Source organism: Streptomyces sp. NBC_00878 (assembly GCF_026341515.1).
Lineage (GTDB): Bacteria > Actinomycetota > Actinomycetes > Streptomycetales > Streptomycetaceae > Streptomyces.
Window position 1 is genome coordinate 5,824,997 of the sequence record NZ_JAPEOK010000001.1, and the last position, 26,476, is coordinate 5,851,472.

Annotated in this window: 25 protein-coding genes and 1 pseudogene; 14 read left to right on the forward strand and 12 right to left on the reverse strand. The window is 70.0% G+C overall.

Translation table 11 applies throughout. The features are described from left to right. Nucleotides 1–981: a helix-turn-helix transcriptional regulator gene (locus OHA11_RS25120; RefSeq protein WP_266499915.1), complete on the reverse strand. Its 981-nt coding sequence runs from the start codon at nucleotides 979–981 to the stop codon at nucleotides 1–3. 363 nt (nucleotides 982–1,344) lie between these two features. On the opposite strand from OHA11_RS25120, the gene OHA11_RS25125 reads away from it, so the two are divergent. Further along, entirely contained in the window at nucleotides 1,345–1,680 is a 336-nt protein-coding gene (locus OHA11_RS25125) for a hypothetical protein (protein WP_266499917.1), read from the forward strand. A gap of 244 nt (nucleotides 1,681–1,924) precedes the next feature. Here OHA11_RS25125 and OHA11_RS25130 read toward each other — a convergent pair whose 3' ends face one another. Then, nucleotides 1,925–2,338, reverse strand: a complete 414-nt coding sequence (locus OHA11_RS25130) for a pyridoxamine 5'-phosphate oxidase family protein (RefSeq protein WP_266499920.1) — start codon at nucleotides 2,336–2,338, stop codon at nucleotides 1,925–1,927. Between the two features lie 137 nt (nucleotides 2,339–2,475). On the opposite strand from OHA11_RS25130, the gene clpB reads away from it, so the two are divergent. Further along, on the forward strand, nucleotides 2,476–5,082 hold the full coding sequence (clpB, locus tag OHA11_RS25135; protein ID WP_266507436.1) for an ATP-dependent chaperone ClpB: 2,607 nt from the start codon (nucleotides 2,476–2,478) through the stop codon (nucleotides 5,080–5,082). Between the two features lie 170 nt (nucleotides 5,083–5,252). Here the strand turns inward: clpB and OHA11_RS25140 are convergent, their stop codons facing one another. Next, a complete protein-coding gene (locus OHA11_RS25140; protein ID WP_266499923.1) occupies nucleotides 5,253–5,771 on the reverse strand; it encodes a DUF2617 family protein in 519 nt (172 codons plus the stop codon). A 966-nt stretch (nucleotides 5,772–6,737) separates the two neighbouring features. Here OHA11_RS25140 and OHA11_RS25145 point away from each other — a divergent pair. Continuing rightward, nucleotides 6,738–7,955: a pyridoxal phosphate-dependent aminotransferase gene (locus OHA11_RS25145; protein ID WP_266499924.1), complete on the forward strand. Its 1,218-nt coding sequence runs from the start codon at nucleotides 6,738–6,740 to the stop codon at nucleotides 7,953–7,955. Nucleotides 7,956–8,040: 85 nt separating this feature from the next. Here OHA11_RS25145 and OHA11_RS25150 read toward each other — a convergent pair whose 3' ends face one another. The 6 genes and pseudogenes from OHA11_RS25150 to OHA11_RS25175 form a co-directional block, all read right to left on the reverse strand. Then, a complete protein-coding gene (locus tag OHA11_RS25150) occupies nucleotides 8,041–8,295 on the reverse strand; it encodes a toxin-antitoxin system, toxin component, PIN family protein (protein WP_266499927.1) in 255 nt (84 codons plus the stop codon). 26 nt (nucleotides 8,296–8,321) lie between these two features. Continuing rightward, a pseudogene (locus OHA11_RS25155) lies at nucleotides 8,322–8,426 on the reverse strand (toxin-antitoxin system, toxin component, PIN family protein); the annotation flags it as partial. Continuing rightward, nucleotides 8,416–9,072: a DUF433 domain-containing protein gene (locus tag OHA11_RS25160; RefSeq protein ID WP_266499928.1), complete on the reverse strand. Its 657-nt coding sequence runs from the start codon at nucleotides 9,070–9,072 to the stop codon at nucleotides 8,416–8,418. The pseudogene OHA11_RS25155 and the gene OHA11_RS25160, both read right to left, overlap by 11 nt. Before the next feature lie 85 nt (nucleotides 9,073–9,157). Then, a complete protein-coding gene (locus OHA11_RS25165) occupies nucleotides 9,158–10,054 on the reverse strand; it encodes a hypothetical protein (protein ID WP_266499929.1) in 897 nt (298 codons plus the stop codon). A 281-nt stretch (nucleotides 10,055–10,335) separates the two neighbouring features. Further along, nucleotides 10,336–10,614, reverse strand: coding sequence for a DUF397 domain-containing protein (locus OHA11_RS25170; protein ID WP_266507438.1), 279 nt, complete (start codon nucleotides 10,612–10,614; stop codon nucleotides 10,336–10,338). Next, nucleotides 10,511–11,428: a helix-turn-helix transcriptional regulator gene (locus OHA11_RS25175; protein ID WP_266507440.1), complete on the reverse strand. Its 918-nt coding sequence runs from the start codon at nucleotides 11,426–11,428 to the stop codon at nucleotides 10,511–10,513. Before OHA11_RS25175 ends, OHA11_RS25170 begins: the two co-directional genes overlap by 104 nt. 193 nt (nucleotides 11,429–11,621) lie before the next feature. Here OHA11_RS25175 and OHA11_RS25180 point away from each other — a divergent pair, with 193 nt between their 5' ends. Next, the gene (locus OHA11_RS25180; protein WP_266499931.1) at nucleotides 11,622–12,140 is read left to right on the forward strand and encodes an ATP-binding protein; all 519 of its coding nucleotides are present in this window, start codon (nucleotides 11,622–11,624) and stop codon (nucleotides 12,138–12,140) included. Between the two features lie 178 nt (nucleotides 12,141–12,318). On the opposite strand, the gene OHA11_RS25185 is transcribed toward OHA11_RS25180, so the two are convergent. Continuing rightward, nucleotides 12,319–12,966 (reverse strand): dihydrofolate reductase family protein, encoded by a 648-nt coding sequence (locus OHA11_RS25185; protein ID WP_266499933.1) that lies wholly within the window; start codon nucleotides 12,964–12,966, stop codon nucleotides 12,319–12,321. A gap of 151 nt (nucleotides 12,967–13,117) precedes the next feature. Then, on the reverse strand, nucleotides 13,118–13,672 hold the full coding sequence (locus OHA11_RS25190; protein WP_266499935.1) for a Uma2 family endonuclease: 555 nt from the start codon (nucleotides 13,670–13,672) through the stop codon (nucleotides 13,118–13,120). 284 nt (nucleotides 13,673–13,956) lie between these two features. Between OHA11_RS25190 and OHA11_RS25195 the strand changes: the two genes are divergently transcribed. Then, on the forward strand, nucleotides 13,957–15,057 hold the full coding sequence (locus OHA11_RS25195; protein ID WP_266499937.1) for a hypothetical protein: 1,101 nt from the start codon (nucleotides 13,957–13,959) through the stop codon (nucleotides 15,055–15,057). Nucleotides 15,058–15,179: 122 nt separating this feature from the next. On the opposite strand, the gene OHA11_RS25200 is transcribed toward OHA11_RS25195, so the two are convergent. Beyond that, nucleotides 15,180–15,707, reverse strand: coding sequence for a YbjN domain-containing protein (locus tag OHA11_RS25200; protein ID WP_266499939.1), 528 nt, complete (start codon nucleotides 15,705–15,707; stop codon nucleotides 15,180–15,182). A gap of 511 nt (nucleotides 15,708–16,218) precedes the next feature. On the opposite strand from OHA11_RS25200, the gene OHA11_RS25205 reads away from it, so the two are divergent. The 9 genes from OHA11_RS25205 (at nucleotide 16,219) to kynU (ending at nucleotide 26,372) form a co-directional block, all read left to right on the forward strand. Next, the gene (locus OHA11_RS25205; RefSeq protein ID WP_266507442.1) at nucleotides 16,219–17,850 is read left to right on the forward strand and encodes a polyamine aminopropyltransferase; all 1,632 of its coding nucleotides are present in this window, start codon (nucleotides 16,219–16,221) and stop codon (nucleotides 17,848–17,850) included. A gap of 132 nt (nucleotides 17,851–17,982) precedes the next feature. Further along, nucleotides 17,983–18,999, forward strand: a complete 1,017-nt coding sequence (locus OHA11_RS25210) for an SRPBCC domain-containing protein (protein ID WP_266499940.1) — start codon at nucleotides 17,983–17,985, stop codon at nucleotides 18,997–18,999. A gap of 245 nt (nucleotides 19,000–19,244) precedes the next feature. Then, the gene (locus OHA11_RS25215; protein WP_266499941.1) at nucleotides 19,245–20,066 is read left to right on the forward strand and encodes an aldose 1-epimerase; all 822 of its coding nucleotides are present in this window, start codon (nucleotides 19,245–19,247) and stop codon (nucleotides 20,064–20,066) included. Nucleotides 20,067–20,188: 122 nt separating this feature from the next. After that, complete coding sequence (gene pyrE, locus OHA11_RS25220) at nucleotides 20,189–20,737, forward strand: orotate phosphoribosyltransferase (protein WP_266499943.1); 549 nt, start codon at nucleotides 20,189–20,191, stop codon at nucleotides 20,735–20,737. A 184-nt stretch (nucleotides 20,738–20,921) separates the two neighbouring features. Continuing rightward, nucleotides 20,922–21,944, forward strand: coding sequence for a class II fructose-bisphosphate aldolase (gene fbaA, locus OHA11_RS25225; protein ID WP_055618173.1), 1,023 nt, complete (start codon nucleotides 20,922–20,924; stop codon nucleotides 21,942–21,944). 76 nt (nucleotides 21,945–22,020) lie between these two features. Next, nucleotides 22,021–23,514: an MFS transporter gene (locus OHA11_RS25230; protein ID WP_266499950.1), complete on the forward strand. Its 1,494-nt coding sequence runs from the start codon at nucleotides 22,021–22,023 to the stop codon at nucleotides 23,512–23,514. Nucleotides 23,515–23,696: 182 nt separating this feature from the next. Continuing rightward, a complete protein-coding gene (locus OHA11_RS25235) occupies nucleotides 23,697–24,110 on the forward strand; it encodes a DUF3151 domain-containing protein (protein ID WP_266499952.1) in 414 nt (137 codons plus the stop codon). Nucleotides 24,111–24,289: 179 nt separating this feature from the next. Beyond that, nucleotides 24,290–25,135 carry a tryptophan 2,3-dioxygenase family protein gene (locus OHA11_RS25240; RefSeq protein WP_266499954.1) on the forward strand — a complete coding sequence of 282 codons (846 nt, stop codon included), beginning with the start codon at nucleotides 24,290–24,292 and terminating at the stop codon, nucleotides 25,133–25,135. Continuing rightward, entirely contained in the window at nucleotides 25,128–26,372 is a 1,245-nt protein-coding gene (kynU, locus tag OHA11_RS25245; protein ID WP_266499955.1) for a kynureninase, read from the forward strand. Before OHA11_RS25240 ends, kynU begins: the two co-directional genes overlap by 8 nt. Nucleotides 26,373–26,476 lie beyond the last annotated feature (104 nt).

The following is a 26,476-nucleotide window of genomic DNA, read 5'->3' on the forward strand; positions in this document are numbered from 1 at the left end:
TCAGTGATCCTGCTCCAGGATCCCCGACTGCGCGATGAGGAAGCCGAGTTGGGCCCGGCTGCCGCTGCCCAGGGCGGTGGCCAGCTTCGCTATGTGGGCGCGGCAGGTGCGTACGTTCATGCCTAGGCGGCGGGCTATGGCCTCGTCGACGTGGCCCTCGACGAGGAGCTTGGCGATGGAGTGCTGGATGTTCGTGATGCCGTCGGGGGCGGTTTCGTACGGGGCGCCGGCACTCAGCGGGACGGATCGGCCCCACATGAACTCGAAGACCTTGATCAAGTAACGGACGAGTCCGGGGTGCCGAAGCTCCAGAGCGACCTGTTGGTCGTCTCGCGTGGGGATGAAGGCAACCGTCTCGTCGCAGATGATGACGCGCTCGACCAACTCGTCGATGGTGCGGTACTCCACCTTGCCGTTGGAGAGCTGTTCCACATAGGCCAGCCTCTCAAGGTCGTACCTGACCGTGTGTTGGTACAGGGTCCGTATGCGCACGCCACGTTCGATCAAGGGCCTGTCGCGTTCGAGGCCCTGAAGGATGCTGCGCTCCGAGAAACGGTTGGTTGGCTGGATAGTGAGCATCTCTGTCTGGCATTGGGCTGTGGCCAGGTCGAGCGCTGCGTTGATGCGGTCGTTGCCCTCCAGTACCGAGATCGAGTGAGTGGACGCCGTCGATTGCGCGCTGAGAGTCATGAACGGCTCGAAAGCATCGGACAGCTCGATCGACCAGCGCCTGCGCTCGGCGATCTCGCGCTCAAGGGGGTTGAGCCGTTGAGCCAGGGCGATCGCGGGGGGTACGGGTCGCAACCAGTCGGGATCGTCAGGATCGGGGTGAAGCAGGGCCAATTCCGTCAAGCAGGGAGCGGGTGCCGCGTCCGCCCGGGCAATACGTCCCGTGCGCAGAGCGTTCGCGTAAAGTCGGCCACCTTCCTCGCACAGCTCGGTCACCGCATGGGGATGTGTCTCTTTTGTTTGATTTGTCACTAAATCTCCACCCCCCAGGGTCCTGAACGTGCAGGAACATGATGCATCGATTGTGTGGCCATGACGTGCCCGAATGAGCCATCGTCGTATGCGACGGGGGAAGAGGGGACCTTCAAGTGAGGACGAAGCCGATTATGCGTAACAAAATGCTTCGCTCGGTGCTTGTCGCCGCCTTCTCCACCGTTGTGGCCTTCGGGGCTCTGAGTGGCTTCTCCGGTGCGAAGAGCGACGCTCGGGCGGACAGCAAGTGGCCGTCGTCGGCCGCGTCTGTCCAGGCTGCGGATAGCGTCAGTGACCCCGCCCTGGTTGTCGGTGACAGTAAGTGGCCGGTGTCCCCGGACGACAGCGGCAGCGGGAGCTGACATGACCACTCCGCCCGACGACCGCTCCTTCCGGAGAGAAATGGCCACCGCATACCGCTCAGGCTGGCACTTCATCGACCTGGCCACCGCTGTCCCCCACAGTGGTGACTCGTTGATGGTGACCGTCTTCGGGGAGCCGGTCGTGGTGACCCGGGACGACGACGATGAACTGCGGGCGTATCGGTGTCTGCGGCGGCCTCGGGGGGCGCCACAGCCGGTACGGTGCGCCATTCGGTACGGAATGATCTTTGTGAACCTTGACCGGCGCGACCATCGGCTGGCCGAGCCGGAAGCCCCGGACGTGCGAGCCATCTCAGCCACCCCCCGCAGTGCCTGACGCGATTCCCCCGTCGTTGTAAATCGCTCAGGTGCTTCCCCCCGCAGCGGCGTCACCGTGACCTGAACACGGTGACGCCGCTGCAGTTTCCAGGGATATTTCAGGTCATCCACCAGTTTTCGCAAGGGCTGAAATCGGCCTGGTACCGGACTCGTGTCCCGTTGTGCTCCCGCCTCGCACCAGTTTCCCCTCCGTCGCTTGCCTGTCAGTTGCCTGCCTTGCGGCCAGCTTCCTCTCAGTCGCGTCAGCCGCGCCCCATCGCCGACGTCAGTCGCACCTCGATGACCACCCGGGACGGGTTGGGAGACGGGGTCCGGCCGTAGCGCTCGGCGTACCGTCGTTCCGCCTCCGTGACCCGCGCCGGATCCGTGGAAACCGTCGCGCGCCCCTCCAGTGTCGCCCACCGCCGCCCGTCCACCTGGCAGACCGAGGCCGGGACGCCGTCGGGCCCGGCGGCCAGTACGTTCCGTACCTTCGCGCTGGACTTGTCCGCGATCACCCGAGCGATACCGGCCTCCGGATCGTATGTAACTCCGACCGGCACCACATGCGGCGTGCCGTCGGGGCGGAGGGTGGTCAGGGTGCACAGGTGACGTTCCCGCCAGAAGCCGAGGTACGAGTCGCCGGGATCGCGTGGGTTCACGGGGTACGAAGCCATGTACCGGAACCTAGCTCCTGCCCCTCTCCCGCATCGCCTTGAGTGGAATAGACTCAACTTTGTGTACGTTGGTTGGGTCAGTCAACCCGAAACACACGCACGCGTATGTGCAGGAGCACGAGGAGGAGAACGGACACGTGGACGCCGAGCTGACCAACAGGAGCCGGGACGCGATCAACGCGGCCAGCAATCGGGCCGTGACCGGGGGTCACGCGGATCTCACTCCCGCGCACCTGCTCCTCGCGCTGCTGGAGGGGCAGGAGAACGAGAACATCACCGACCTGCTGGCCGCGGTCGAGGCCGACCAGGCCGGCGTACGGACCGGCGCGGAGCGCGTACTGAGCGCGTTGCCCAGCGTGACCGGCTCCACCGTCGCCCCGCCGCAGCCCAACCGTGAGCTGCTCGCCGTGATCGCCGACGCCGCCGAGCGGGCGAAGGAACTGGGCGACGACTACCTCTCCACCGAGCACCTGCTCATCGGGATCGCCGCGAAGGGCGGCCGGAGCGGGGACGTACTCTCCCAGCAGGGGGCCAGTGCGAAAAAGCTGCTTGAGGCCTTTCAGAAGAGCAGGGGAGGGCGCCGGGTGACCACCCCGGATCCCGAGGGCCAGTACAAGGCACTCGAAAAGTTCGGTACGGACTTCACCGCGGCTGCGCGTGAGGGCAAGCTCGATCCCGTCATCGGACGGGACCAGGAAATTCGTCGGGTCGTGCAGGTGCTGTCCCGCCGCACGAAGAACAACCCCGTCCTCATCGGCGAGCCCGGCGTCGGCAAGACCGCCGTCGTCGAGGGGCTCGCCCAGCGGATCGTGAAGGGCGATGTGCCCGAGTCGCTCAAGAACAAGCGGCTCGTCTCGCTGGACCTGGGCGCGATGGTGGCCGGGGCCAAGTACCGCGGTGAGTTCGAGGAGCGCCTGAAGACCGTCCTGGCCGAGATCAAGGACTCCGACGGGCAGATCATCACCTTCATCGACGAACTGCACACCGTCGTGGGCGCGGGTGCCGGTGGCGATTCCTCCATGGACGCCGGCAACATGCTGAAGCCGATGCTCGCCCGCGGTGAGCTGCGCATGGTCGGTGCGACGACCCTGGACGAGTACCGGGAGCGGATCGAGAAGGACCCCGCCCTCGAACGCCGCTTCCAGCAGGTGCTGGTCGCCGAGCCGACCGTCGAGGACACCATCGCGATCCTGCGCGGCCTCAAGGGACGGTACGAGGCCCACCACAAGGTCGTGATCGCGGACAGCGCGCTCGTCGCCGCCGCGACCCTCTCCGACCGGTACATCACCTCCCGCTTCCTGCCCGACAAGGCCATCGACCTCGTCGACGAGTCCGCGTCCCGGCTGCGCATGGAGATCGACTCGTCCCCGCTGGAGATCGACGAACTCCAGCGCGCCGTCGACCGGTTGCGCATGGAGGAGCTCGCGCTCGACAAGGAGACCGACCCCGCCTCCAAGCAGCGCCTGGAGAAGCTGCGCCGCGACCTCGCCGACAAGGAGGAGGAGCTGCGCGGCCTCACCGCCCGCTGGGAGAAGGAGAAGCAGTCCCTCAACCGCGTCGGTGAGCTGAAGGAGAAGCTCGACGAACTGCGCGGCCAGGCCGAACGGGCCCAGCGCGACGGCGACTTCGACACCGCCTCCAAGCTCCTGTACGGCGAGATCCCCACCCTGGAAAGGGACTTGGAGGAGGCCTCCGAGGCCGAGGAGGAAGCCGCCAAGGGCACGATGGTGAAGGAGGAGGTCGGCCCCGACGACATCGCGGACGTGGTCGGCGCCTGGACCGGCATCCCCGCCGGCCGCCTCCTGGAGGGCGAGACCCAGAAACTCCTGCGCATGGAGGAGGAGTTGGGCCGCAGGCTGATCGGCCAGACGGAGGCGGTGCAGGCCGTCTCGGACGCCGTACGCCGCACCCGCGCGGGCATCGCCGACCCGGACCGCCCGACCGGCTCCTTCCTCTTCCTCGGCCCGACCGGCGTCGGTAAGACCGAACTCGCCAAGGCCCTCGCGGACTTCCTCTTCGACGACGAGCGGGCCATGGTCCGTATCGACATGAGCGAGTACGGGGAGAAGCACAGCGTGGCCCGGCTGGTCGGCGCGCCGCCCGGCTACATCGGGTACGAGGAGGGCGGCCAGCTGACCGAGGCGGTCCGCCGCCGCCCGTACAGCGTCGTGCTCCTCGACGAGGTGGAGAAGGCGCACCCGGAGGTCTTCGACATCCTGCTCCAGGTGCTGGACGACGGCCGCCTGACGGACGGTCAGGGGCGCACGGTCGACTTCCGCAACACCATCCTGATCCTCACCTCGAACCTCGGCAGCCAGTACCTGGTCGAGCCGCTGACGTCCGAGGAGGAGAAGAAGCAGCAGGTCCTCGAAGTCGTACGGGCCTCCTTCAAGCCGGAGTTCCTCAACCGCCTCGACGACCTGGTCGTCTTCTCGGCGCTCGACCGTACGGAGTTGGAGCGGATCGCCAGGCTCCAGGTCGACCGGCTCGCGAAGCGGCTCGCCGAGCGGCGGCTGACCCTGGAGGTCACCGACGCGGCGCTGGCCTGGCTCGCGGACGAGGGCAACGACCCGGCGTACGGGGCCCGGCCGCTGCGGCGGCTCGTCCAGACCGCCATCGGTGACCGGCTCGCCAAGGAGATCCTCTCGGGGGAGGTCGCGGACGGCGACACGGTCCGCGTCGACGCGTTCGGCGACGGCCTGATCGTCGGCCCGGCGCCGACTGCCTCCGGCAAGGAGCTGTAGGGAGGCCGGAGTTCGCCTGCGGGCGCGCGGGCGCGTGGGGGCTGGTCGCGCAGTCCCCCGCGCCCCTGAAGACGAAAGGCGGAGGCGCAGCCCCGCCTTTCGGGGGCGCGGGGAACTGCGCACTCAGCCCAGAACAACCCGCACCCGCACAACCAAACCTCACCCACCCCTCACGCAGGCGCAGTCACCCGCACCCCCACCCTCGTACGCGTAGCCACCAGTTGCCCGTCCTGCGGATACGCGTGCCACGTACGCCAGTGCATTTGCCCCTGGTGCCGCTGGGCGAGCATCGCCGTGAACGCGTGCGGGCTGCCGGGGAAAACCCCCGCCAGACCGTTCGGATGGTCGGCCACCAGCGCGAGCAACTCCTGCGCGCGCCCCGCGAACGAGCCCCGCGACAGCGTCTCCACCCGCGCGGCGAACTCGTACTCCCAGTCGCCCATCCGCTTGGCGACGCCGAGCGGCAACGGCGTGCTGCTGCCCGGGATGCAGGCGACGGTCTCCGAACAGCTGCCCCGCGCCTCCTCCAGCAGCACCTGGTGGGACGCCCCGAGCAGTCTCAACTGAAGCTTCGAACCCGAGAGTTCGAGATCGAGCGTGGCCAGCGCGGGCAGCGGTTCGCGACCAAGGGTCCAGGCGAGATCGGCCGCGCGCGTGTCGGTATAGGCGGTGTTGAGGGTCGTGAGCATGGGTCGGCTCCGCTGCACGCAAAAGGGTGGGGTTGGTGTCTGTGAAGAGTGAGGGCGAGTCGGTCCGTCGCACCCCGGTCGGCGCCGGGCGGGGATTGGGCCCGGGCGGCCAGGTCAGAAAGATGTTCCGGGGTCTGCGTCGGCGATTACGAGGGAATCATGAACGGCGCGTCCGCCACAGCGTTTTTACCCAACTTCGTAGGGTTTCCATCCCCCCGAGGGCTCCACAGCTCAACTGTTCAAGCAGGAGGTGCGCCATTGGCTCACACGTGCGCCTTCACGCCCCCCGCGCTCTCAACGCCCCTCAACGCCCCTCAACATTCCTCAACACTCCCGACAACAGTCCTGACGACATTCCCGGCACTCCTCCGCCTCCCCTGCCCTCCCCGCCCGTCCCCGCTGGTCCCCGCCTCCCCTGCCCTCCCCGCCCGTCCCCGCTGGTCCCCGCCTCCCCCTCGGCTCCCTTCTGACGCGCCCTCAACAGGGAAGCGTCCGCCGGGAGATGACTCCCGGCGGACGCCGGTGGTGCCGGACGGTCCGGACGCGGTTCCCCGTCCGGAGCTCAGCTGCCCCGTGTCAGCTGCCTCCGCCGCATCCGCCCCCACCGCCCCCGCAGGACGACGACCCGCCTCCGCAGGACGAGCCGCCACCGCACGAAGAACCTCCCGTTGAGCAGGCGGCGCCCCCGCCCGAGTTCGAACCCGAGCCGCCCGCCCACCAACTGTGCCTGGACCGGCGCGAACGCTGCCTGCTGCCACCCGTTGCGCGGGACACGAGTGCCACGACGATCACGACGACGAACACCGCCAGGATGATGCCTACGATCATGGCGCCACCCTCCTTCCGTTCCCCCGAAGCGGCCCCCCGTGGGCTCAGCTTCTCGTTCTGCTTCTTTTGTGAAAGGGGGATGCCCCCGCGCCTCACGGACCAAAGCAGAGTTGAGCAAGTCCAGAGGTTGAGCGCAGGATGGCGGTCATGACCTCCAACGCGCGCCGCCCCTTCCTCAACCGCCGCCTGGCCGAGTTCGGCACGACGATCTTCGCCGAGATGTCGACCCTGGCCCTGAGCACCGGTTCGATCAACCTCGGCCAGGGTTTCCCCGACACCGACGGCCCCGAGGAAATCCGCGAGGCGGCGGTACGGGCGCTGCGCGACGGGCGCGGCAACCAGTACCCACCGGGCCCGGGCGTCCCCGAGCTGCGTACGGCGATCACCGCGCACCAGGAGCACCGGTACGGCCTCACGTTCGACCCCGACACCGAGGTACTGGTCACCGCGGGCGCCACGGAGGCCATCGCCGCCACCCTGTTGGCCCTCCTCGAACCGGGCGACGAGGTCATCGCCCTGGAGCCGTACTACGACTCGTACGCGGCCTGCATCGCGATGGCGGGCGGTACGCGCGTCCCGGTCACCCTGCGCCCGCAAGAGGACACCCACGACGGGGTCGTACACCGGCGCTTCCGCCTGGACCTGGACGAGCTGCGCGACGCGGTCACGGACAACACCCGGCTGCTGCTGATCAACACCCCGCACAACCCGACCGGCACGGTCCTCACCCGCGAGGAGCTCACCGCGATCGCCGAACTGGCCGTCGAGCGGGACCTGTTGGTCGTCACCGACGAGGTGTACGAGCACCTGGTCTTCGGCGGGGCCGAGCACATCCCGCTCGCGACGCTGCCCGGGATGCGCGGTCGTACGGTCACCATCGGAAGCGCGGGCAAGAGCTTCTCGTTCACCGGCTGGAAGGTGGGCTGGGTGACGGCCGCGCCCGACCTGGTGACGGCGGTGCGCTCGGCCAAGCAGTTCCTGACGTACGTGGCCTCGGGGCCGTTCCAGTACGCGGTCGCCGAGGCGCTGGCGCTGCCCGACTCGTACTTCGAGGCGTTCCGCGCGGACATGCGGGCCAAGCGGGACCTGCTCGGCGCGGGGCTCACGGAGGCGGGCTTCGAGGTGTTCGAGCCGGCCGGGACGTACTTCATCACCACCGACATCCGGCCGCTCGGCGAGAGCGACGGGTTCGCGTTCTGCCGTGCCCTGCCCGAGCGGGCGGGCGTGGTCGCCATCCCGAACGCCGTCTTCTACGACCACCGCGACGCCGGAGCGCCCTTCGTCCGTTTCGCGTTCTGCAAGCAGATGCCGGTCCTGGAGGAGGCGGTCGGCCGCCTCAAGACGCTGGGCGGGTAACAGCCGTACGGCACGGCCGCGCTGTGGGCGCCCGCAGCGAAGTGGCTCCGGCCGTGGGCGGGCTGCCCCGAGGGGCGCCCGCCCGTCAGGGCCAGGTGCGCTCGATGCGGTCGAGCCGCACTGCGTACGCCGCCGGACCGCCCTTTTCGACGGCCCGGTGGATCGCGTCACAGCGTGCGACGAGCCGTTCGACCATCTCGGCGCTGCGAAGCTGCTGGTTGTCCAGGTAGAACAGCACCGCCTCGCGCTCCAGGACGGGCCGGATTTCCAGGTCCCGGGTCTTGATCCGACCGTCCTTCGACAGCGGACCCAGGACCTGTCGAGACCGTGAGTGATCCACTCCTCGTCGGGAACGTTGTGGCCGTCGTCCGGGAAGACGTCCCCGATTCGGTGAACCGTCCACCCGCAGGCTCTCAGCCCCTCGGAGACACGACGACCGAGATTCCGGTCGAGGAAGAACTCAGGCGACAAGGTGCACCACTGCCTGGCAGAGCGCGTCCACCTGCTCAGGCGTCATGTCGTAGTCGTACGCGATGTCCTCGACGGTCTCCCCGGCCTCCCACAGGTCGGTGATGGCCTGGACCGTGACTCGGTTGGCGGCGACCACGGGGAGACCGTGGCCGAACCTCGGATCGATCACGACGGGGACGGAGGCCGGGTATTGCCTCAGTCGCAGGCTGGAGGGGAAGTCGTCGCCCGGCTCCCAGGTGAGGTACCGGAGATAGTCGGAGACCACTTCGTGGATGGGGACCTGGCCGTCGCGGGCTCTGCGGAGATCTCCCCAACCGTGCTCGATGAAGATGTCCACGCCGTCCGTCGCGATCCGCTTGGACACGAGGCCATAGGGAGTGTCGAAGGCGTCCCGGACAGCGGCAGCAGCCTCCCTGATCTCGCTCATGCGGAGCCCCAGGGAACGCAGAGAACGAAGGACGTGCGCCTCGGCCACCGCGATGAACGGCACCGAAGGCTGCCCCTTCCGTACCGGCCCTACCTGGTGGACCAGTGGTGCTCCGGCGGCCTTGCCCTTCAGCCACGAGGTGAGAGTCGACTGGGGAATCTCAAGGTAGGAGGCCGTTTCTGTGGGCGTCAGAAGCCCGTCCTGGAATCTGTCGACCATGCCCGACCTCCTCCTGATACCGGGTTTCGCATCGTCGCACATCAAGATTCCCACCTGAGGGTGGACCGCACACCCAGCCACCGGCTCAGCCGGCCGCACGAAGACGGTCCCCGGACCTGCAGTCCCGGCAACGGCCGGGTTCCGCCGCGCGGAACCCCCGGTCGCAGCCGTCGCAGTTCCGCATGGGCGCGACTGCTGGACGTACTGCGGGTTCTGCACCTCTGGCCGGGGCGGACAGGGGCGTCTCCTTGAGTCGGTAGGCGAGGATGCCGGCCGGGCGGACCAGGAGGTTGCCCGGGAGTCCTGCGGTGAGGTGGTCGGTGATCTGCGTGGGCAGGAGGCCTGCCGCGAGCCACCGGGTGACGGCCGGGGCGAGGCGGACGGCGTCCTGCGCCGACAGGACGAGGCGAGGGTCGACCCGGCGCAGGGCAGCGAGTACGGCGATGGCCCGCGGGTCGGCGTCGGCGAGCGGGACCGGTGTCTCTGCCTCGGCCTGTACGGGCGTGGCCGCCGTTTCCTCCGCAGGCACGGACGTGGGTGTGACCGCAGCGGCGGCGGCCTGCTTCCGGGTCCGACGCGGCTTCGGCGGCTTCGGTGGCTTGGGAGGCCCGTCCGGATCCGGATCCGGATCGCCGCCGGGTACGTCGTAGAAGTACGTCCGAGTACGGACCTGCCCGGTGGGTGTTCGCTCGCGGCGGCGCTCCAGGTATCCGGCCGCTTCGAGTTCCCTGAGCGCCCGCGAGATCAGGATCTCGCCCTCGGTGAAGTGCTCACACAGGGCGGCGATGGTCACGGGTGTGCCGGTGGGCAGGGAGAGGATGTACACCGCGACGCCGACCGTGACCGCGCTGCCGCGCCGCTGGGCGAGGGCATTGGCGATCACGGTGAAGTCGGCCGTGAGGCGGGTGCGTACGTGGATCACGCCGGAGGTGGGAGCTCCGGCGTCGGCGCGCAGGCGCGCGTTAGACTGCGGCTCAGCCATCGGGAAGGTGCTACTTCCTGGTTGGTCAGGCCCTCGTTCGGGACGGGAATCCCGGCCGGGGGCCGTTTCTGTTTGCGGTTGTCGCGGCGAACGTAACCGTCCGTGTCCCGCCCCTGCAAGCCGGTCACTCGGACGGGTGACGCAGGCTTCGCGGCCGGGGAGGGTGGGTGGGCGGGTAGTTCTTTCCCCCGGTTCTTTGGGGAGGTCAGTGGCCCGCCGGACCCTCGCGGACAAGGGCCCGGCGGGCCCGGAAGACGGACGGCGGCCGGGGCCCGGCCGCCTCAGGGACGGTGGTGCCCGGCCTTCAACTCGCCTATGAAGGCGGCCCAGACGGCGGTTTCGAAGCACAGCGCCGGACCGTGCGGGACCTTGCTGTCACGGACGGGGACGACGGCCCTTCCGAACCGGTCGGCCACCTCCACGCAATCGCCCCCCGCCTGATTGCTGTAGCTGCTCTTACGCCAGGCGGCGCCGTTCAGGCGGAACCCGTCGGCCACCTCCACGCAGTTGCCGCCCTCCTGATTGCTGTAGCTGCTCTTGCGCCACGCGGCGCCGCTCAGATCGGGACGGGACCTTCGCTCCACGGTGGTTGTCCTCCATCACGGATCGGATCATGTCGAGTGACATGAGCGGGGGCAGAGCTGCCGCCCGCAGCCGATCGTAAGTCAGCGCGAAACTCCTGACTTCGTCCGGATCCTCGATGAGTTGGCCGTAGTGCGCGCCTTCCGTGTAGGCGGTCTCCGAGCCGTCCGGCATGGTGAGAACCGTGAGCGAGCCGCCCATGACGTCGTGCTCGCCCTGGTCGAACGGCAGTACCTGCACGGTGATGTGAGGTTCCGCCGTGGTCCCGAGCAACCGCGCCAACTGCTCACGCATCACCGCCTGGCCGCCGACCGGACGCCGGAGCACCGCCTCGTCGAGGACCACCCACAGCTCGGGACGATCGGGCGTACCGAGACGCTCCTGTCGTCCCATGCGAAGGGCGACCCGCTCTTCCAACTGCTCCTCGCTGCCGAGCGTTCGACCGACACTCAGCACCGCCCGCGCGTAGTCCTCCGTCTGCAACAAGCCAGGCACCACATGAGCCGCGTACTCACGGATGGTCACCGCCCGCGCCGAGTACTCCATGAACTTCCGCGACCAGTCCGGAAACGCCTCCCGGTACACGTACGGCCACAGGTCGATCAGCAGGTCGTCCGCGCCGAGGGCGGTGTCCAGCGCACGCGCCAGTTCCAGCGTGGGCTTCGCTCCGGAAGCTCGCTCGATCTGCGTGATCCGCGAGCCCACCACGTGCGTTCGGGCGCCGAGTTCGGTCTGGGTCAGTCCGGCCGCCATACGGAGTCTGCGCACCCGCGAACCGAACAGCGCCGCCATCGACGTACTGGGGTCAATTCCGTTGGCCAAAGCGTCACTTCCGTTCCTTACGGGCTGAAAAGTAAGGCTGTGTCATCTGTCGAGCGTAGGGCGATCGGACGACTCTTGAGCACGGAACGTGACGACTCGTGTACGTCACGGAATGTCGCCCAACTCGACATACAAGACAAGACAAGACAAGGACGGACGAGCCGTGCTGACAGGAACGACCATCCCGGGAGACGAGCCACGGCGGAGTGCCGCGCCCGTTGCGGCGGAAACCGTCGCGCTCGCCGACACGGCCCGCGAACTCCCCTCATTCGCCGAGCAGTTCGTCTCCTCGCCGCGAGGTGCGCGGCTCGCCCGGCGTCTCGCTGTCCGGTGTATGGAGGAGTGGGGCCACCCGCCGGCGTCGGAGGCGTCGTGCACGGTCGCCCTCGTCGTCGGCGAACTCGCCGCGAACGCCGTGCAGCACGGCCGGGTCCCCGGGCGTGACTTCGGCCTCCGGCTCGTCCTCGACGCGGCTGCGGGCCTGGTGCGTATCGAGGTCGCGGACGCCGCTTCCGCGAAGCGGCCGCCCATGGCCCCGCCCTCCTCGTACCCCGAGGACGAGTCGGGCCGAGGGCTGCTCCTGGTGGATGTCCTGGCCGTGCGCTGGGGGTCCGAGCCTCGTCGACCCGTGGGCAAGACCGTATGGGCGGAGGTGCCCATCGAGGCATCAACTGTCGTCTAGCCGCTCTGGCCGCTCTGGCCGGGAAGGTTCGCCGGGTTGGCGGTGGGAGCAGTTGTGTTCACGCCGACCTGCACTGCTACCTGCGTCGGCGCAACGCCAACGCCCGCCACCCCGCCGCACTCGCCGCACTCGCCGCACCAGCCCCAATTGCGCCGGCATCCCCGAGTGGGCCCTCGCGTCACCTTCGCCAGAACAGGTGGTGCGTCACTCCGCTCGGGCTGGGCACGACCTCCAGGTGGAAGCGGTCGAGCAGCTCATCGGGGGTCTCCCAGAGTCGTAGTCCGGACCCGAGCTCTACCGGCGAGACCGCCACATGCATGGTGTCGACGAGGTCGGCGTCAAGGAACTCCCGGATGGTGGTGACCCCGCCGCCGAGCCGGACGTCCTTGCCCTGCGCCGCCTCCCGTGCCTGTTCGAGGACCGTGGCCGGGTCGCCGTCGACGAAGTGGAACGTGGTGTCGGAGAGCGTGAACGACGGACGCTTGTGGTGAGTCATGACGAACACCGGGGTACGGAACGGGGGCTCGTCACCCCACCAGCCGCGCCACTCATGGTCGTGCCAGGGCCCGCGCTGGTGCCCGAACTTGTTGCGGCCCATGATCTCGGCACCGATGTTGCGCTCGTAGTCTCGCGTGAAGTAGTCGTCGAGGCCCCGGCTCCCCCCGGGATCGGTGCGCATGGGCCAGCTCGCCGTGGCGCCTGCCCACGCGAACAGCTTCTGGGGACTGATGGGAAGGCCGAACGGATTCTCGAAGCTCTGGTTCTCACCGGCAGCGATGCCGTCGCTCGAGACGACGAAGTTCATGACTCTCAGCAGTTGATCCACGTGTTTCCTCGTCAGGTCCTGTCGCGTCATCGTGCGGCGAGGCGCCGCACATCATGATGTCGAACGAGACGTGGCCCTTTCGACAGCGCCCCGTAACTTTTTCCAGGGCGCGTCGGGAAGCGGACCCGCCGGCGGTGAGGCCGCGGCTTCGTCAGCGGACGTCCGTCTCGGGCTCCGGGCGCGGGAGCTCGTCGAGGTCGAGGGTGAAGGTGCGGCCGTCGGCCAGGGAGATGGGGAGCTTGCCCGTGCCGTACTTGTGGGTGTGTGCCGCGATGTAGCCGGTGGCGGTCGGCTGGGTGTGAAGGACGACTTCCTGGGCGTAGGGGTCCACGACCAGGTAGACGGGGATGCCGTAGCGGCCGTACTTCGCGGTGCAGTCGTCGTAGTCCTTGCGTGCGGAGGAGGTCGAGACGACCTCGGAGATCAGCAGGACGTCTTCGAAGCTGTAGCGCTTGCCCTCCCGGCGGGCATCCTCGCGAAGGATCGCCAGATCGGGGGCGGAGTTCTCGTCGGCGGGGAAGTCGATGTAGACGTCGGAGGTGACCTTCGAGTGACGGCCGAGGGCGAGAGCGGAGTCGATCTGCATCGACCTGATGGTGCTGGAGTGCTCTTCGCTCTGCGGAGTCATGATCACCTTTCCGTCGGCCCCGAACAGGACCGTGTACCCCTTGGGGAACTCGGTGTGCACGATCGCGTCGACGCTCATGGACGGCTCCTTCCCGTGTGTGGTCAGGATACGACGGGCAATGCCGCGTCACCGCGCTCGACCTGGTGGCGGCGGCTCGCCGGAACGGCGGAGAAGTAGGGAAAGCAGAGAAGCGGGGGAATTCGCACTCGCTCAGCCGCGCGTTGCTGGCAAATGGTAGGAATTGCCAGCAATCTTCGGGTGTGACCCAAGTAAGTACCCGCGCACCCGCGCCCCCGCCACCCGTCGTCACGGAGACTGCCGCCGGGGGCCGTGCCCGTCCGCATCCGTCCCCGCGGGCGGCGATGGGTACCGTTCTCGGGCTGTTCGTCGCCACCCGGCTGCTGGGCAGCGCGGCGGTGGCCGTGACCGCCTGGGCGACCGGCGGGCATCCGGTGCTCCTGCTCGGCCGGTCCTGGGACTCCACCTGGTATCTGCGGATCGCCGGCGACGGCTACGTGGGCAACCTGCGCTTCGGCCACACCGTCCACAGCGACCTGGCGTTCTTCCCGCTCTATCCGGCGCTGCTGCGAGCCGTCACCGAGCTGACCCCGCTCAGCGGTCCCGCCGCCGGCCTGCTCATCTCGTGGACGGCCGCCGCGGTCGCCGCCTGCGGGATCTACGCGATCGGCGCCCGGCTGCACGACCGCGCCGTCGCCACCGCCCTGGTCCTCCTGTGGGGCCTGCTGCCCCACTCCGTCGTGCTGTCGATGGCGTACACGGAACCGGTGCTGACCGCCTTCGCCGCCTGGTCCCTCCACGCAGTCCTCACCGGCCGCTGGGTGTGGGCGGGCGCCCTCGCGGCGGGCGCGGGACTGGCCCGGCCGAACGGCTTCGCCGTGGCGGCGGCCGTGCTCGCGGCGGCGGCGTACGAGATCTTCAGGCGGCGCGGAAAAGTTTCCCACAGGCTGTGGACGGGCGTGGCGCTCGCACCGCTCGGGTGGACGGCGTACGTCCTGTGGGTGGGGCGGCGCCAGGGCGATCTGCTCGGCGGATACTTCGAGGTGCAGCGGCTGTGGGGCTCGCGCTTCGACTTCGGCCTGGGCGCGCTGCGCTTCGTCAAGCATCTGCTGCTGCACGGCGACCGGCTGGTCTTCCCCATGTCGATGGTGATCGTGGCGGCGGGCCTGCTGCTGTACGGGCTGCTGATCGTGGACCGCGCGCCCCTGCCGCTGCTGGTCTACGCGGGCGCACTGGTACTCGTCGCGGTCGGCGGCGCCGGCTTCTTCGAGTGCAAGCCGAGGTTCCTGCTGCCCGCGTTCCCGCTGCTGCTGCCGATGGCGTGCGCGCTGGTGCGGACGGCGAAAGCCCGACCGTGGCACGCGACCCTGGTGGTCGGCGCCCTGGCCGGGCTCTCGTTCGCGTACGGGGCGTATCTGGTCGTACTCGCCCACAAGCCGCTGTGAGCAGCGGCGTGGCCGTGAGCCGCCGCGCAGCTTTGAACAGCAGCGTGGCCGTGAGCCGCCGCGCGGCCGTGGCCCGCGGGACTCGTGCTCCGGTGAGGACTAATCGTCCGCTCGGGTGAGGACTACTCGTCCTCTTCGGGCTTCTCGGCCTCGTCGATCTCCTGCTCCAGGCCGAGCTGCTCGACGAGCCACTTGTCGAACTCGATGGCGGCCCGCACCCAGCTGACCGTGGACGACACGAAGTGCTCCAGGCTGACGCCGGTGCCGATCAGCATCTGCGCCTCGCCGATCAGGCGGACGGTGCCGTCGTCGTGCGTGTGGCTGTAGACCTTGGGCCACAGTGTGCGCCGGTTCCAGTCGTCGATCGACTCGAGGAGCTGGGGCTTCTCTTCGATCTGGTGCGGCCGGTCGTAGAACGTCCGCACCGAGAAGACCTGCTGGTCACCCTCGCCGCGGAACATGAAATACGTGCGGAACTGCTCCCACGGCGCCGCGAGGTCACCCTCGTCGTCGACGACATACTTCAGCTCCATCTGGTCGAGGAGCTGCTTCACAAGGTCCTGATCAGGGACGACAGGGCCCGCCGGTCCGCCGGGGTTCGGCTCGGGCTGGCCCCCGAAGTTCGGAATCGAGGACGGGTCGATAGACATTCGGTGGGTACTCCTGAGGATTGCGCGTGGTTTCCTGACTTCGACCCTAGCTCTGATCGGCGTTCAGTAGTCCGGTGGCCCCAGGAGATTCCTCACGCCGCCCCGCTCCCGGCGGAAAAAGAGTCCCGCACCGATCCCGCATCGAATCCCATTAGTGCATCCATAGCCATTCCCGCACCGGTTCGTTCGACGGCCGGACCGACTGCTCACGCCCCGTGCCCGTCCTGGCCAAAGTATGCGTCGAGGGCTGAGTTTCCACACGTGTGGGTGACAGGACGCAGTTGTTCGGTGACGTACCGTTCGCTGGGTGATCGAGCCGCACGCCCCCGCCCAGCCCGGCACGGCCACGGACCAGCCCGGCACGGAAAGGGACCAGTCCACCAGAGATTCGGATCAGTCCGGCAGGGAACCGGACCGGTCCGGTACGGAATCGGACGGCTCCGGCGCGGAATCGGACCGGTCCGGTACGGAAACGGTCCCGCCGCCGCGGAGCGGCCAGGGCCCGGCGCGTCTGCCGGTCAGACCGGCCACCGGGCGGTTCCTCGTCCTCGCCGGTGTCTTCATCTGCGCGGCCTGCGGACTCGTCTACGAACTCGAACTCGTCGCCCTCGCCTCGTACTTGATCGGCGACTCGGTCACCCAGGCCTCCGTCGTCCTGTCCGTGATGGTCTTCGCGATGGGCCTCGGCTCGCTCGTCGCGAAGCGCCTGCGCTGGCGCGCCGCGGCCGGTTTCGGCGCGGTCGAGGCCCTGCTCGCGCTCGTCGGCGGCTCCAGCGCGATGGCCCTGTACGCCGTCTTCGCCTGGACCGGCGACTGGGGAGGCGCCTGGGAGAGCGGCTCCAGCTACCTCCTCGTCGGCTTCTCCCTCGCCATCGGCCTGCTCATCGGCGCCGAGGTCCCCCTGCTGATGGAGCTGATCCAGCGCGTCCGCAGACAGGACGCGGGCGGCGCGGTCGCGGACCTGTTCGCCGCGGACTACGTGGGCGCGCTGGTCGGCGGCCTCGCCTTCCCCTTCCTTCTGCTGCCCCTGCTCGGCCAGTTGACCGCGACGCTGATCACCGGAACCGTCAACGCGGTCGCGGGCGGCGCCCTCGTCCTCGGCCTGTTCCGGCAGGACCTGACCCGGCGCTGCCGCTGGCTGCTCGTCGTCGCCAACCTCGTCGTGCTCGCGCTGCTCGCCACGGCCGCCGTCCTGGTGGACGACTTCGAACGGGCCGCGCGGCACGCGGTGTACGGCAAGGACGTCCGCGTGGCGATACACACCGACGTCCAGGAGATCGTCCTCACCGGCGGCACGGACGGCCGCCCCCTCGCCCTCTACCTCGACGGACGTCTGCGGGTCAGCGCCGGAGACGAGCGCCGCTACCACGAGGCCCTCGTCCACCCCGCGATGAACGGCCCGCACGCGCGCGTGCTCGTCCTCGGCGGCGGCGACGGGCTCGCCGTACGCGAGGTGCTGCGGCATGACGGCGTACGACGGGTCGACGTCGTCGAACTCGACACGCGGCTCGTGGAGTTGGCACGCACCGACCGGGCGCTGTCCGAGCTGAACGGACACGTCTACGGGGATCCGAGGGTGCGGGTCGTCGCCGCGGACGCGTTCGGCTGGCTGCGGCGGGCTCCGTGGGGCGCGTACGACGTGGTGGTCTCCGATCTGCCGGATCCCGGGATCACATCCAGTACGAAGCTGTACTCGCAGGAGTTCTACGGGCTGGCCCGAGGCATCCTCGCGAGCGGCGGGCGGCTCGTCGTGCACGCGGGGCCGCTGGCGTCGCGGCCACGGACGTTCTGGACGGTCGACGCGACGGTACGGGCGGCTGGGCTGCGGACCGCTCCGTACTCGGCGGCCGGAGACGACTCCGGGGGCGGTGGTGACTCTGCGGCCGGTGGCGACTCCGGGGGTGGTGGTGACGCTGCGACCCGTGGCGATTCAGCGGGCGATGGCGACTCTGCGGCCCGTGGCGATTCTGCGGGCGGTGGTGACTGGGGGTTCGTTCTCGCCTCCCGTGAGTGGCCGCAGCTGTGCACGCCGTCGGGCGCGCCGTACGTACCGTCCCTGTGCGCGGGCGTGCGGGCCGTGGGAGGCAGGCGGCCCACCGACCTCCCGCCGTCCACGCTGGTGCACCCGAGGTATGCGGACTGACTCCCACCATCTCCCTCCTCTTTGACTCCGATGGGCGCCGATGACTCCGACCGAGTCGCTCTGCCGACGGATCCGGGGGAATCCCCTCATACACGCGTGCGGTGCGGGCGGTGCTGGGTAGGCTCGGCCGACATGGAGCATGAGGTGTTCGTTCCGGTTTCCGTCGAGTCTCTGCGCGAGGCTCTCGCCGATCCCGCGCGGGTGGCCCGGGCCGTGCCCGGACTCCAGCAGGACGCGGGGACACCGCCCGTCTCCGGCCGCCTGAAGGTACGTGTCGGCGGGCACACCATCACGTATCGCGGGGCGCTCACCGTCTCCCCGCAGGACGACGGAACGTACGCCGTCGAGGCCGACGCCACGGAGGCCCGCGGCAGCGGCACGGTGAAACTGGCCCTCACGTTGTCGCTGCGCTCGCGGGAGGACGACCTGAGCGGCTCGACCGTCACCTTCACCGGTACGGCGTCGGCCGACGGCCGGGTCACGGAGCTCCCGGCGGACGCGGTGAAGTCGGCGACGACGCGCCTGCTGAGCCGGTTCGTGGAGGGGTTGGGATTGGGGTTGGGGGCGGCGGACGCGGGTGCCTCCGGCGGTGGGACGAGGCCGACGGAGTCGGCCCCCGCGCCCGAGGCGGCGGCCCCGGAGCCGCCCCCGGCCGAGGAGCCTTCGCCTGCGGAGCAGCCGCCTGCGGCAGAGGAACCTCCAGCCGCAGAGGAAACCCCTGCCGTAGAAGAAACCCCTGCGGCCGAGGAGCCCCCTGCCGCGGAGGAGCCTCCTGCCGCGGAGGAAACCCCTGCGGCGGAGGAGCCCCCGGCCCAGGAGTCGCCCTCCGAGGAGACCTCTTCGATCCACGAGGCCGACGTTCCGCCTTCCTCTCCCGTGCCCTTCTCCGAGGGCGACTTCGAGGGCGGTTTCGAGGACGACGCGATCCCGGTGCCGGAGGCTCCCGCCGAGGCGGCGCACGCCCGGCGCACGATGATCGGCCGCAGTGCGGAGGAGGTGGACCACGCGCCTCCGCGGGGCCGGTACGCCCCGGTCCCCGCGCCCGAGGCGGCGGGGCCCGGCGCGGCGCTCCGCTGGGCTGCCCCCGCGGCGGCGCTGCTCCTGGCCTCGGCGGTCGTGGTGGGCAGAGCCCTCCGCAAGCGCCGCTAGACGCTCCGCTGTGGCTGGGGGATTTTGGGTCGTGCCTCGGCTGCGGGTGGGTGGGGGCTGGTCGCGCAGTTCCCCGCGCCCCTAAAAAGCAGGGGCTGCCCCCCCCAAAAGCCGAAAGACAGGGGCGCGGGGAACCGCGCGACAAGCCCCCACCGGGCCTGCAGCCGAGGCACGACCCGAGGCACAACCCGAGCCCCCTAAGCCCCCCAACCCCACCCCCGCGAAGCGCCGCGTAAGGTTCCCGCGTGAGTAACGAAGACATCACGCTGACCGCGGCCGACGCGGAAGTGACCGTCCAGCCGGGCAACGGCGGACGAATCGGCGGACTGAGGGTCGACGGAGTCGAACTGCTCCGCCAGGGCAAGAAGTTCGGCTGCTTCCCGATGGTCCCCTGGTGCGGCCGCACCAGGGACGGCCGCTTCCTGAACGGCGCCACCTCCCACCAACTCCCCCTCAACTCCCCGCCGCACGCCATCCACGGCACCACCCGCGACGCCGCCTGGCGCACCGCCCGCAAGAGCGAGAGCGAGGCCGTCATCACGTACGACCTCGTCGACCCCTGGCCGTACGCCGGCCGCGTCACCCAGGTCGTCGCCCTGACCGCGGACACCCTGACGCTGACCATGGCGGTGGAGACGTACGACGACTCGTTCCCGGCGCAGATCGGCTGGCACCCCTGGTTCAACCGCAACCTGGGCGGCGGCGAGGGCACAAAAGACGGCGGCGAGGGCACAGAAGACGTACGCCTCGACTTCACCGCCGCCTGGCAGGAGGAGCGCGGTGACGACCACCTGCCCACCGGCCGCCGCGTCGACCCGAAGCCCGGCCCCTGGGACGACTGCTTCGGGATGCCCGACGGCGTCGACGTCACCCTGACCTGGCCCGGACAACTGCAGCTGAGCGTCACGAGCCGCGAGCACTGGGTCGTCGTGTACGACGAGCAGGAGGCCGCCGTCTGCGTGGAGCCGCAGACCGGACCGCCCAACGGGCTCAACACCCTGCCCCGCCTGGTCACCCCCATCGAGCCCCTCGAAGCCGCCACCACCTGGACCTGGCGGCGCCTCTGACCGGACGAAGGCGGGACGAGGGCGGGACGAGGGCGGGACGGGGGCGGGACGGGGGCGGGACGAGGGCAGGACGAGGGCGGGACGAGGGCGACCGACCCGGCGGCGCCTCTAAGCTGACCCGCATGAGTGACGTACGCGGCGAGCTGCTGCAGCAGATCAAGGACAAGGCCGTGGTGCACGGCAAGGTGACCCTCTCCTCGGGCCTGGAGGCCGACTACTACGTCGACCTGCGACGGGTCACCCTGGACGGCGAGGCCGCCCCGCTGGTCGGCCAGGTGCTCCTCGACCTGACGGCGGACCTCGACTTCGACGCGGTCGGCGGCCTCACCCTGGGTGCCGACCCGGTGGCCGGCGCCATGCTGCACACCGCCGCCGCGCGCGGCCGCCGCCTCGACGCCTTCGTCGTACGCAAGGCCGCCAAGGCGCATGGCATGCAGCGGCGTGTGGAGGGCCCGGACATCGCGGGCCGACGCGTGCTCGTCGTCGAGGACACCTCCACCACCGGTGACTCCCCGCTCACCGCCGTCGAGGCCGTGCGCGAGGCGGGCGCCGAGGTCGTCGCCGTCGCGACCATCGTCGACCGCGCCACCGGCGCCGCCGAGAAGATCCAGAAAAGCGCGGGCGTCCCGTACCTCTTCGCGTACTCGAAGGACGAACTGGGCCTGGACTGAACCCGATTGCGAGCCCGATTCCGACCCCAAGTCTTGGCCCGGGCCCGGAGTTGTCCACAGGCTGGGGGCGGGAGGCCGGAGTATCCGGGCAAGTCTGGAAAGATGGGGCCGACGATGACGTCACCCCCTAGGTCAGGGCCGTAAGCAGCAGAACGCCACCCGCACATACACAAGGAGCGGACAGATGCCGATCGCAACCCCCGAGGTCTACAACGAGATGCTCGACCGGGCGAAGGCAGGCAAGTTCGCCTACCCGGCCATCAACGTGACCTCCTCCCAGACCCTGCACGCTGCGCTGCGCGGCTTCGCGGAGGCCGAGAGCGACGGCATCATCCAGATCTCCACCGGTGGTGCGGAGTTCCTGGGCGGCCAGCACAACAAGGACATGGTGACCGGCTCGGTCGCCCTGGCCGAGTTCGCGCACATCGTCGCCAAGAAGTACGACATCACGGTCGCCCTGCACACGGACCACTGCCCGAAGGACAAGCTCGACGGGTACGTACGTCCGCTGATCGCGGTCTCCGAGGAGCGCGTCGCCCGCGGCGAGAACCCCCTCTTCCAGTCCCACATGTGGGACGGCTCCGCGGAGACGCTGGCCGACAACCTGGCCATCGGCCAGGAGCTGCTCGCCCGCGCCGTCGCCGCGAAGATCATCCTTGAGGTCGAGATCACCCCGACCGGCGGCGAGGAGGACGGCGTCTCGCACGAGATCAACGACTCCCTCTACACGACGGTCGACGACGCCATTCGTACGGCCGAGGCCCTGGGCCTGGGCGAGAAGGGCCGCTACCTGCTGGCCGCGTCCTTCGGCAACGTGCACGGCGTCTACAAGCCGGGCAACGTCGTGCTCCGTCCCGAGCTCCTCAAGGAGCTGAACGAGGGCGTGGGCGCCAAGTACGGCAAGCCCTCCCCGTTCGACTTCGTCTTCCACGGCGGCTCCGGCTCCACGGCCGAGGAGATCGCCACCGCGCTGGAGAACGGCGTCGTGAAGATGAACCTGGACACGGACACGCAGTACGCGTTCACGCGCCCGGTCGCGGACCACATGTTCCGCAACTACGACGGCGTCCTGAAGGTCGACGGCGAGGTCGGCAACAAGAAGACGTACGACCCCCGCACCTGGGGCAAGCTCGCCGAGGCGTCGATGGCCGCCCGCGTCACGGAGGCCTGTGCCAACCTGCGCTCCACGGGCACGAAGATCAAGTAACCCTGTTTCGTACGGCTCGGGCCCGGTTCTCCCTTCGGAGAGCCGGGCCCCGCCGTATGTCCGTATGCTCCGGGGTATGGCTGCCCCGCCGCAGGAGTCCCCGGCCGTCAGGATGTCCAGCCCCGCCGGGAAGTGGATCCTGCTGACCACCGTGCTCGGGTCGAGCATGGCGATGCTGGACTCGACGGTCGTGAACGTCGCGCTGCCGACGATCGGCCGCGACCTCGACGCGGACCTGGCGGGCCTCCAGTGGACCGTCAACGCGTACATGCTCACCCTCGCCGGTCTGATCCTGCTGGGCGGAGCCCTCGGCGACCGCTTCGGGCGGCGCAAGGTGTTCGTCATCGGCGTGGTGTGGTTCGCGGCGGCGTCGCTGCTCTGCGGGCTCGCGCCCAGCTCGGGCGTCCTCATCGCGGCCCGCGCGCTGCAGGGCATCGGCGGCGCGCTGCTCACGCCCGGTTCGCTCGCGCTGATCCAGGCGTCGTTCCACCCGGACGACCGGGCGCGGGCCGTCGGCCTGTGGTCGGGCTTCGGCGGCATCGGCGCGGCGGTCGGCCCGTTCCTGGGCGGCTGGCTGGTGGACGGCCCCGGCTGGCGCTGGGTGTTCCTCCTCAACGTCCCGCTCGCGCTGCTCTGCGCCCCGATCGCCCTGCGTCACGTACCGGAGTCGAAGGACGACCGGGTCCACGCGCGCGGCTTCGACGTGCTCGGCGCGGCCCTCGGCGCGCTGGCGCTGGCCCTGGTGACGTACGCCCTCATCGAGGCGTCCGCCGGATCGGCGTTCGTCGTCGCCGTGACGGCGGCCGTGGGGGTCGCGGCGGGCGTCGCCTTCGTGATGGTGGAGCGGCGGCGGGACGACCCGATGATGCCGCTCGACATCTTCGCGTCCCGCCAGTTCACGGCGGTCAACGTCGTCACCCTGTGCGTGTACGCGGCCTTCGCGGGCTTCTTCTTCCTCTCCGCGCTCCAGCTCCAGGTCGTGGCGGGGTACTCGGCCCTCGGCGCCGGTACGGCCCTGCTGCCGACGACGGTCCTGATGCTGTTTCTGTCGGCCCGCTCCGGCGAACTCGCCCAGCGCATCGGCCCGCGCATCCCGCTCACCGTGGGCCCGCTGCTGTGCGCGGCCGGGATGCTGCTGATGCTGCGGGTGGGCACCGACGCCTCGTACGTGGGCGACGTGCTGCCCGCCGTGCTGGTGCTCGGCCTCGGCATGGTGACGCTGGTCGCGCCCCTCACCGCGACCGTGCTGGCCTCCGTGGACACCGGCCGGGCGGGCCTGGCCAGCGGCATCAACAACGCGGCGGCCCGCGCGGCCGGCCTCGTCGCCGTGGCCGCGTTGCCGCTGCTCGCGGGGATGGGCGAGGAGGCGTACCGGTCGGCGGACGCCTTCAACGACGCGTTCCGGCGGGCGATGCCGATGTGCGCGGGCATCCTGGTCGTGGGCGCGGTGATCGCCTTCGCGACCGTACGCAAGCCGCCGCCGGGCTGTCTCCGCCCGGAATGTCTCACCCACGGCAGCGTGACGGCCCCACCACTGGAGCCGAACCAGTCACGCGGGCGGCTTGAGTAGACAGCCGGGCGGCTTGAGCAGACAGCCGGACGGCTTGAGCAGACAGCCGGACGGCTTGAGTAGACGGGCCGGTCGCGGGGGCGCATCGAGTGGGTGTATCGGAGTGGCCGGCGTGTTCGCGGGGCGAGTAAAGCGGGCCCGCGGTGCTCGCGCGGGCGTCGTGGGCAGGCAAACTGGAACCCATGGCCATTCACGAGAACCTCTTCGGGGGACCGCCCCCGACCCACCTGCCCGACGACCCGGAGCCGCGCGAGCTCCTGGCGAACGGCACACCGTCCGCCGATGTCGCCGCCAAGTACCCCACCTCCTCGCTCGCCTGGGCCCAGTTGGCCGACGAGGCGTACGAGCGCGGCAGCGTCGTCGAGTCGTACGCGTACGCCCGTACCGGTTACCACCGCGGTCTGGACTCCCTGCGGCGCAACGGCTGGAAGGGCCATGGCCCGGTGCCCTGGGAGCACGAGCCGAACCGCGGCTTCCTGCGCGCCCTGCACGGCCTCGCCCGCGCCGCGCAGGCGATCGGCGAGCAGGAGGAGTACGAGCGCTGCTCGCAGTTCCTGAAGGACTCCTCCCCGGCGGCGGCCCAGACCCTGGGCTGAGCCCGCAGGGCCGGTGAACGGCCCCGAGCGGTCTCGTTTGTGCAGGTCCGCCTGGTGTGACCAGGCGGACCTTGCGGTTTCGGGGCACGATTGTGGAGTATGCCCGTGGGGACCGGGGCCCCCGTGTCGGAATTCGGCAGGGGCGGACCGCTACCCGGAGTACACATCAGGAGACAGCGATGTCCCACCTGGCTCAGCCCCATGAGGCTTCGGAGCCCGAGACCCCGCATCTCGACTTCCAGGGCACGACCCCGTACGAGGACTACGTCCAGGCGGACGTCCTCACCCACCTCCAGCACACCCTCTCCGACGACCCCGGAGAGATGGTCTTCCTGGTGACCACCCAGGTCATGGAGCTGTGGTTCACCGTCATCGTCCACGAGTGGGAGACCGCGGCGAAGGCGCTGCGCGAGGACCGGGTGCCGGTCGCGGTGGCGGCCCTCAAGCGGTCCGTACGGGAGCTGGAGGCGCTGAACGCGTCCTGGAAGCCCCTCGGCCAGCTGACCCCGGCCCAGTTCAACTCGTACCGCAGTGCCCTCGGCGAGGGTTCCGGCTTCCAGTCGGCGATGTACCGCCGCATGGAGTTCCTGCTCGGCGAGAAGTCCTCGTCGATGCTCGTACCGCACCGGGGCGCGCCCCGCGTGCACGCCGAGCTGGAGAAGGCCCTGCACGAACCGAGCCTGTACGACGAGGTGTTGAGGCTGCTGGCGCGGCGCGGCCACGCGATTCCTACCTCGGTGGTCGACCGTGACGTGTCCCTCCGCTACGACCCGTCGCCCGAGGTCGAGACGGTCTGGACCGACCTGTACGCGGGCGACGAGAGCGCCGAACTCGCCCGGCTCGGCGAGGCGTTGACCGATGTCGCCGAGCTGGTGTGGCGATGGCGCAACGACCACCTGGTGGCCACCCGGCGCGCCATGGGGTCGAAGACCGGCACGGGCGGCTCCGCCGGGGTGGCCTGGCTGGAGAAGCGGGCGCGGAAGAACGTGTTCCCCGAGCTGTGGACGGCGCGGTCCCATGTCTGAGCCCGAGCTGCGGCCGAAGGCCGAGAAACTGGACGCGGCGGACGAACTGGCCGGGCTGCGCGCCCAGTTCGTACTCGACGACACGGTGTACCTGGACGGGAACTCGCTGGGCGCGCTGCCGCGCTCGGTCCCGGGACGCGTCGAGGACGTCGTACGCAGGCAGTGGGGTTCGCTGCGGATCCGTTCCTGGGACGAGAGCGGCTGGTGGACGGCGCCGGAGCGGATCGGCGACCGGATCGCTCCGCTCGTGGGCGCGGCGGCCGGCCAGATCGTCGTAGGAGACTCGACAAGTGTCAACGTCTTCAAGGCAGTTGTGGGCGCGGTGCGACTGGCGGGGGGAGGTACGGAAGGGCAACCGGGAGGTAGGCAGGGGCCGGGCGGCAAGCAGGGGCCGGGCGGCCGGGACGAGATCCTGGTGGACGCGACGACGTTCCCCACGGACGGCTACATCGCCGCGTCGGCCGCGCGCCTCACCGGCTGCACGCTGCGTCCGGTGGCGCCGGAGGAGGTGCCGGACGCCCTGAGCGAGCGTACGGCGGCGGTACTGCTCAACCACGTCGACTACCGCACGGGCCGCCTGCACGACCTGCCGTCCCTGACGGCGGCCATCCACGCGGTGGGAGCGGTTGCGATCTGGGACCTGTGCCACAGCGCGGGCGCACTGCCGGTGGGCCTCGACGAACACGGCGTGGACCTGGCGGTCGGCTGCACCTACAAGTACCTGAACGGCGGCCCGGGTTCACCGGCGTACCTCTACGTACGCGAGGACCTCCAACCGCGCTTCGACTCACCCCTCCCGGGCTGGAACTCCCACGCCGACCCCTTCGGCATGACCCCGGACTACACCCCGGCCCCCGGCGCCCTGCGCGGCCGCGTCGGCACCCCCGACATCCTCTCCATGCTCGCCCTGGAGGCGGCGTTGGAGGTCTGGGACGACGTACCGATCGAGGCGGTCCGCGCCAAGTCCCTCGCCCTGACGGACTTCTTCCTGGAATGCGTCGAGGCGTACGTCCCCGAAGGCGCCGTGGAGTCCCTGACGCCGTCCGCCCACGCGGAACGAGGCAGCCAGGCAGCGCTGCGCTGCGCCGGCGCGGGCGACGTCATGCGCCGCCTGATCGCCCGAGGAGTGGTCGGCGACTTCCGGGAACCGGACGTCCTCCGCTTCGGCTTCACCCCGCTGTACGTGGGGTTCGGCGACGTGGAGAGGGCGGCGCGGGTGTTGGGGGAGATGTTCTAGGGGACGTCGAGACCGACGGCCGTCGAGGTCGTCCCGTACGAGCACGACACGACCGGGGCCGTTCAGCGGGCGGCCCGGTTGTGCGGGATGCTGCCGGTTCGAAT

Bases quoted from the DNA above. Each gene is read 5' to 3' on its own strand.
- OHA11_RS25125 (WP_266499917.1), top strand. From the start codon at position 1,345: ATGACCACTCCGCCCGACGACCGCTCCTTCCGGAGAGAAATGGCCACC.
- OHA11_RS25130 (WP_266499920.1), bottom strand. From the start codon at position 2,338: ATGGCTTCGTACCCCGTGAACCCACGCGATCCCGGCGACTCGTACCTC.
- OHA11_RS25140 (WP_266499923.1), bottom strand. From the start codon at position 5,771: ATGCTCACGACCCTCAACACCGCCTATACCGACACGCGCGCGGCCGAT.
- OHA11_RS25145 (WP_266499924.1), top strand. From the start codon at position 6,738: ATGGCGGTCATGACCTCCAACGCGCGCCGCCCCTTCCTCAACCGCCGC.
- OHA11_RS25160 (WP_266499928.1), bottom strand. From the start codon at position 9,072: ATGGTCGACAGATTCCAGGACGGGCTTCTGACGCCCACAGAAACGGCC.
- OHA11_RS25165 (WP_266499929.1), bottom strand. From the start codon at position 10,054: ATGGCTGAGCCGCAGTCTAACGCGCGCCTGCGCGCCGACGCCGGAGCT.
- OHA11_RS25175 (WP_266507440.1), bottom strand. From the start codon at position 11,428: ATGGCGGCGCTGTTCGGTTCGCGGGTGCGCAGACTCCGTATGGCGGCC.
- OHA11_RS25190 (WP_266499935.1), bottom strand. From the start codon at position 13,672: ATGAGCGTCGACGCGATCGTGCACACCGAGTTCCCCAAGGGGTACACG.
- OHA11_RS25195 (WP_266499937.1), top strand. From the start codon at position 13,957: ATGGGTACCGTTCTCGGGCTGTTCGTCGCCACCCGGCTGCTGGGCAGC.
- OHA11_RS25200 (WP_266499939.1), bottom strand. From the start codon at position 15,707: ATGTCTATCGACCCGTCCTCGATTCCGAACTTCGGGGGCCAGCCCGAG.
- OHA11_RS25210 (WP_266499940.1), top strand. From the start codon at position 17,983: ATGGAGCATGAGGTGTTCGTTCCGGTTTCCGTCGAGTCTCTGCGCGAG.
- pyrE (WP_266499943.1), top strand. From the start codon at position 20,189: ATGAGTGACGTACGCGGCGAGCTGCTGCAGCAGATCAAGGACAAGGCC.
- fbaA (WP_055618173.1), top strand. From the start codon at position 20,922: ATGCCGATCGCAACCCCCGAGGTCTACAACGAGATGCTCGACCGGGCG.
- OHA11_RS25230 (WP_266499950.1), top strand. From the start codon at position 22,021: ATGGCTGCCCCGCCGCAGGAGTCCCCGGCCGTCAGGATGTCCAGCCCC.
- OHA11_RS25235 (WP_266499952.1), top strand. From the start codon at position 23,697: ATGGCCATTCACGAGAACCTCTTCGGGGGACCGCCCCCGACCCACCTG.
- OHA11_RS25240 (WP_266499954.1), top strand. From the start codon at position 24,290: ATGTCCCACCTGGCTCAGCCCCATGAGGCTTCGGAGCCCGAGACCCCG.
- kynU (WP_266499955.1), top strand. From the start codon at position 25,128: ATGTCTGAGCCCGAGCTGCGGCCGAAGGCCGAGAAACTGGACGCGGCG.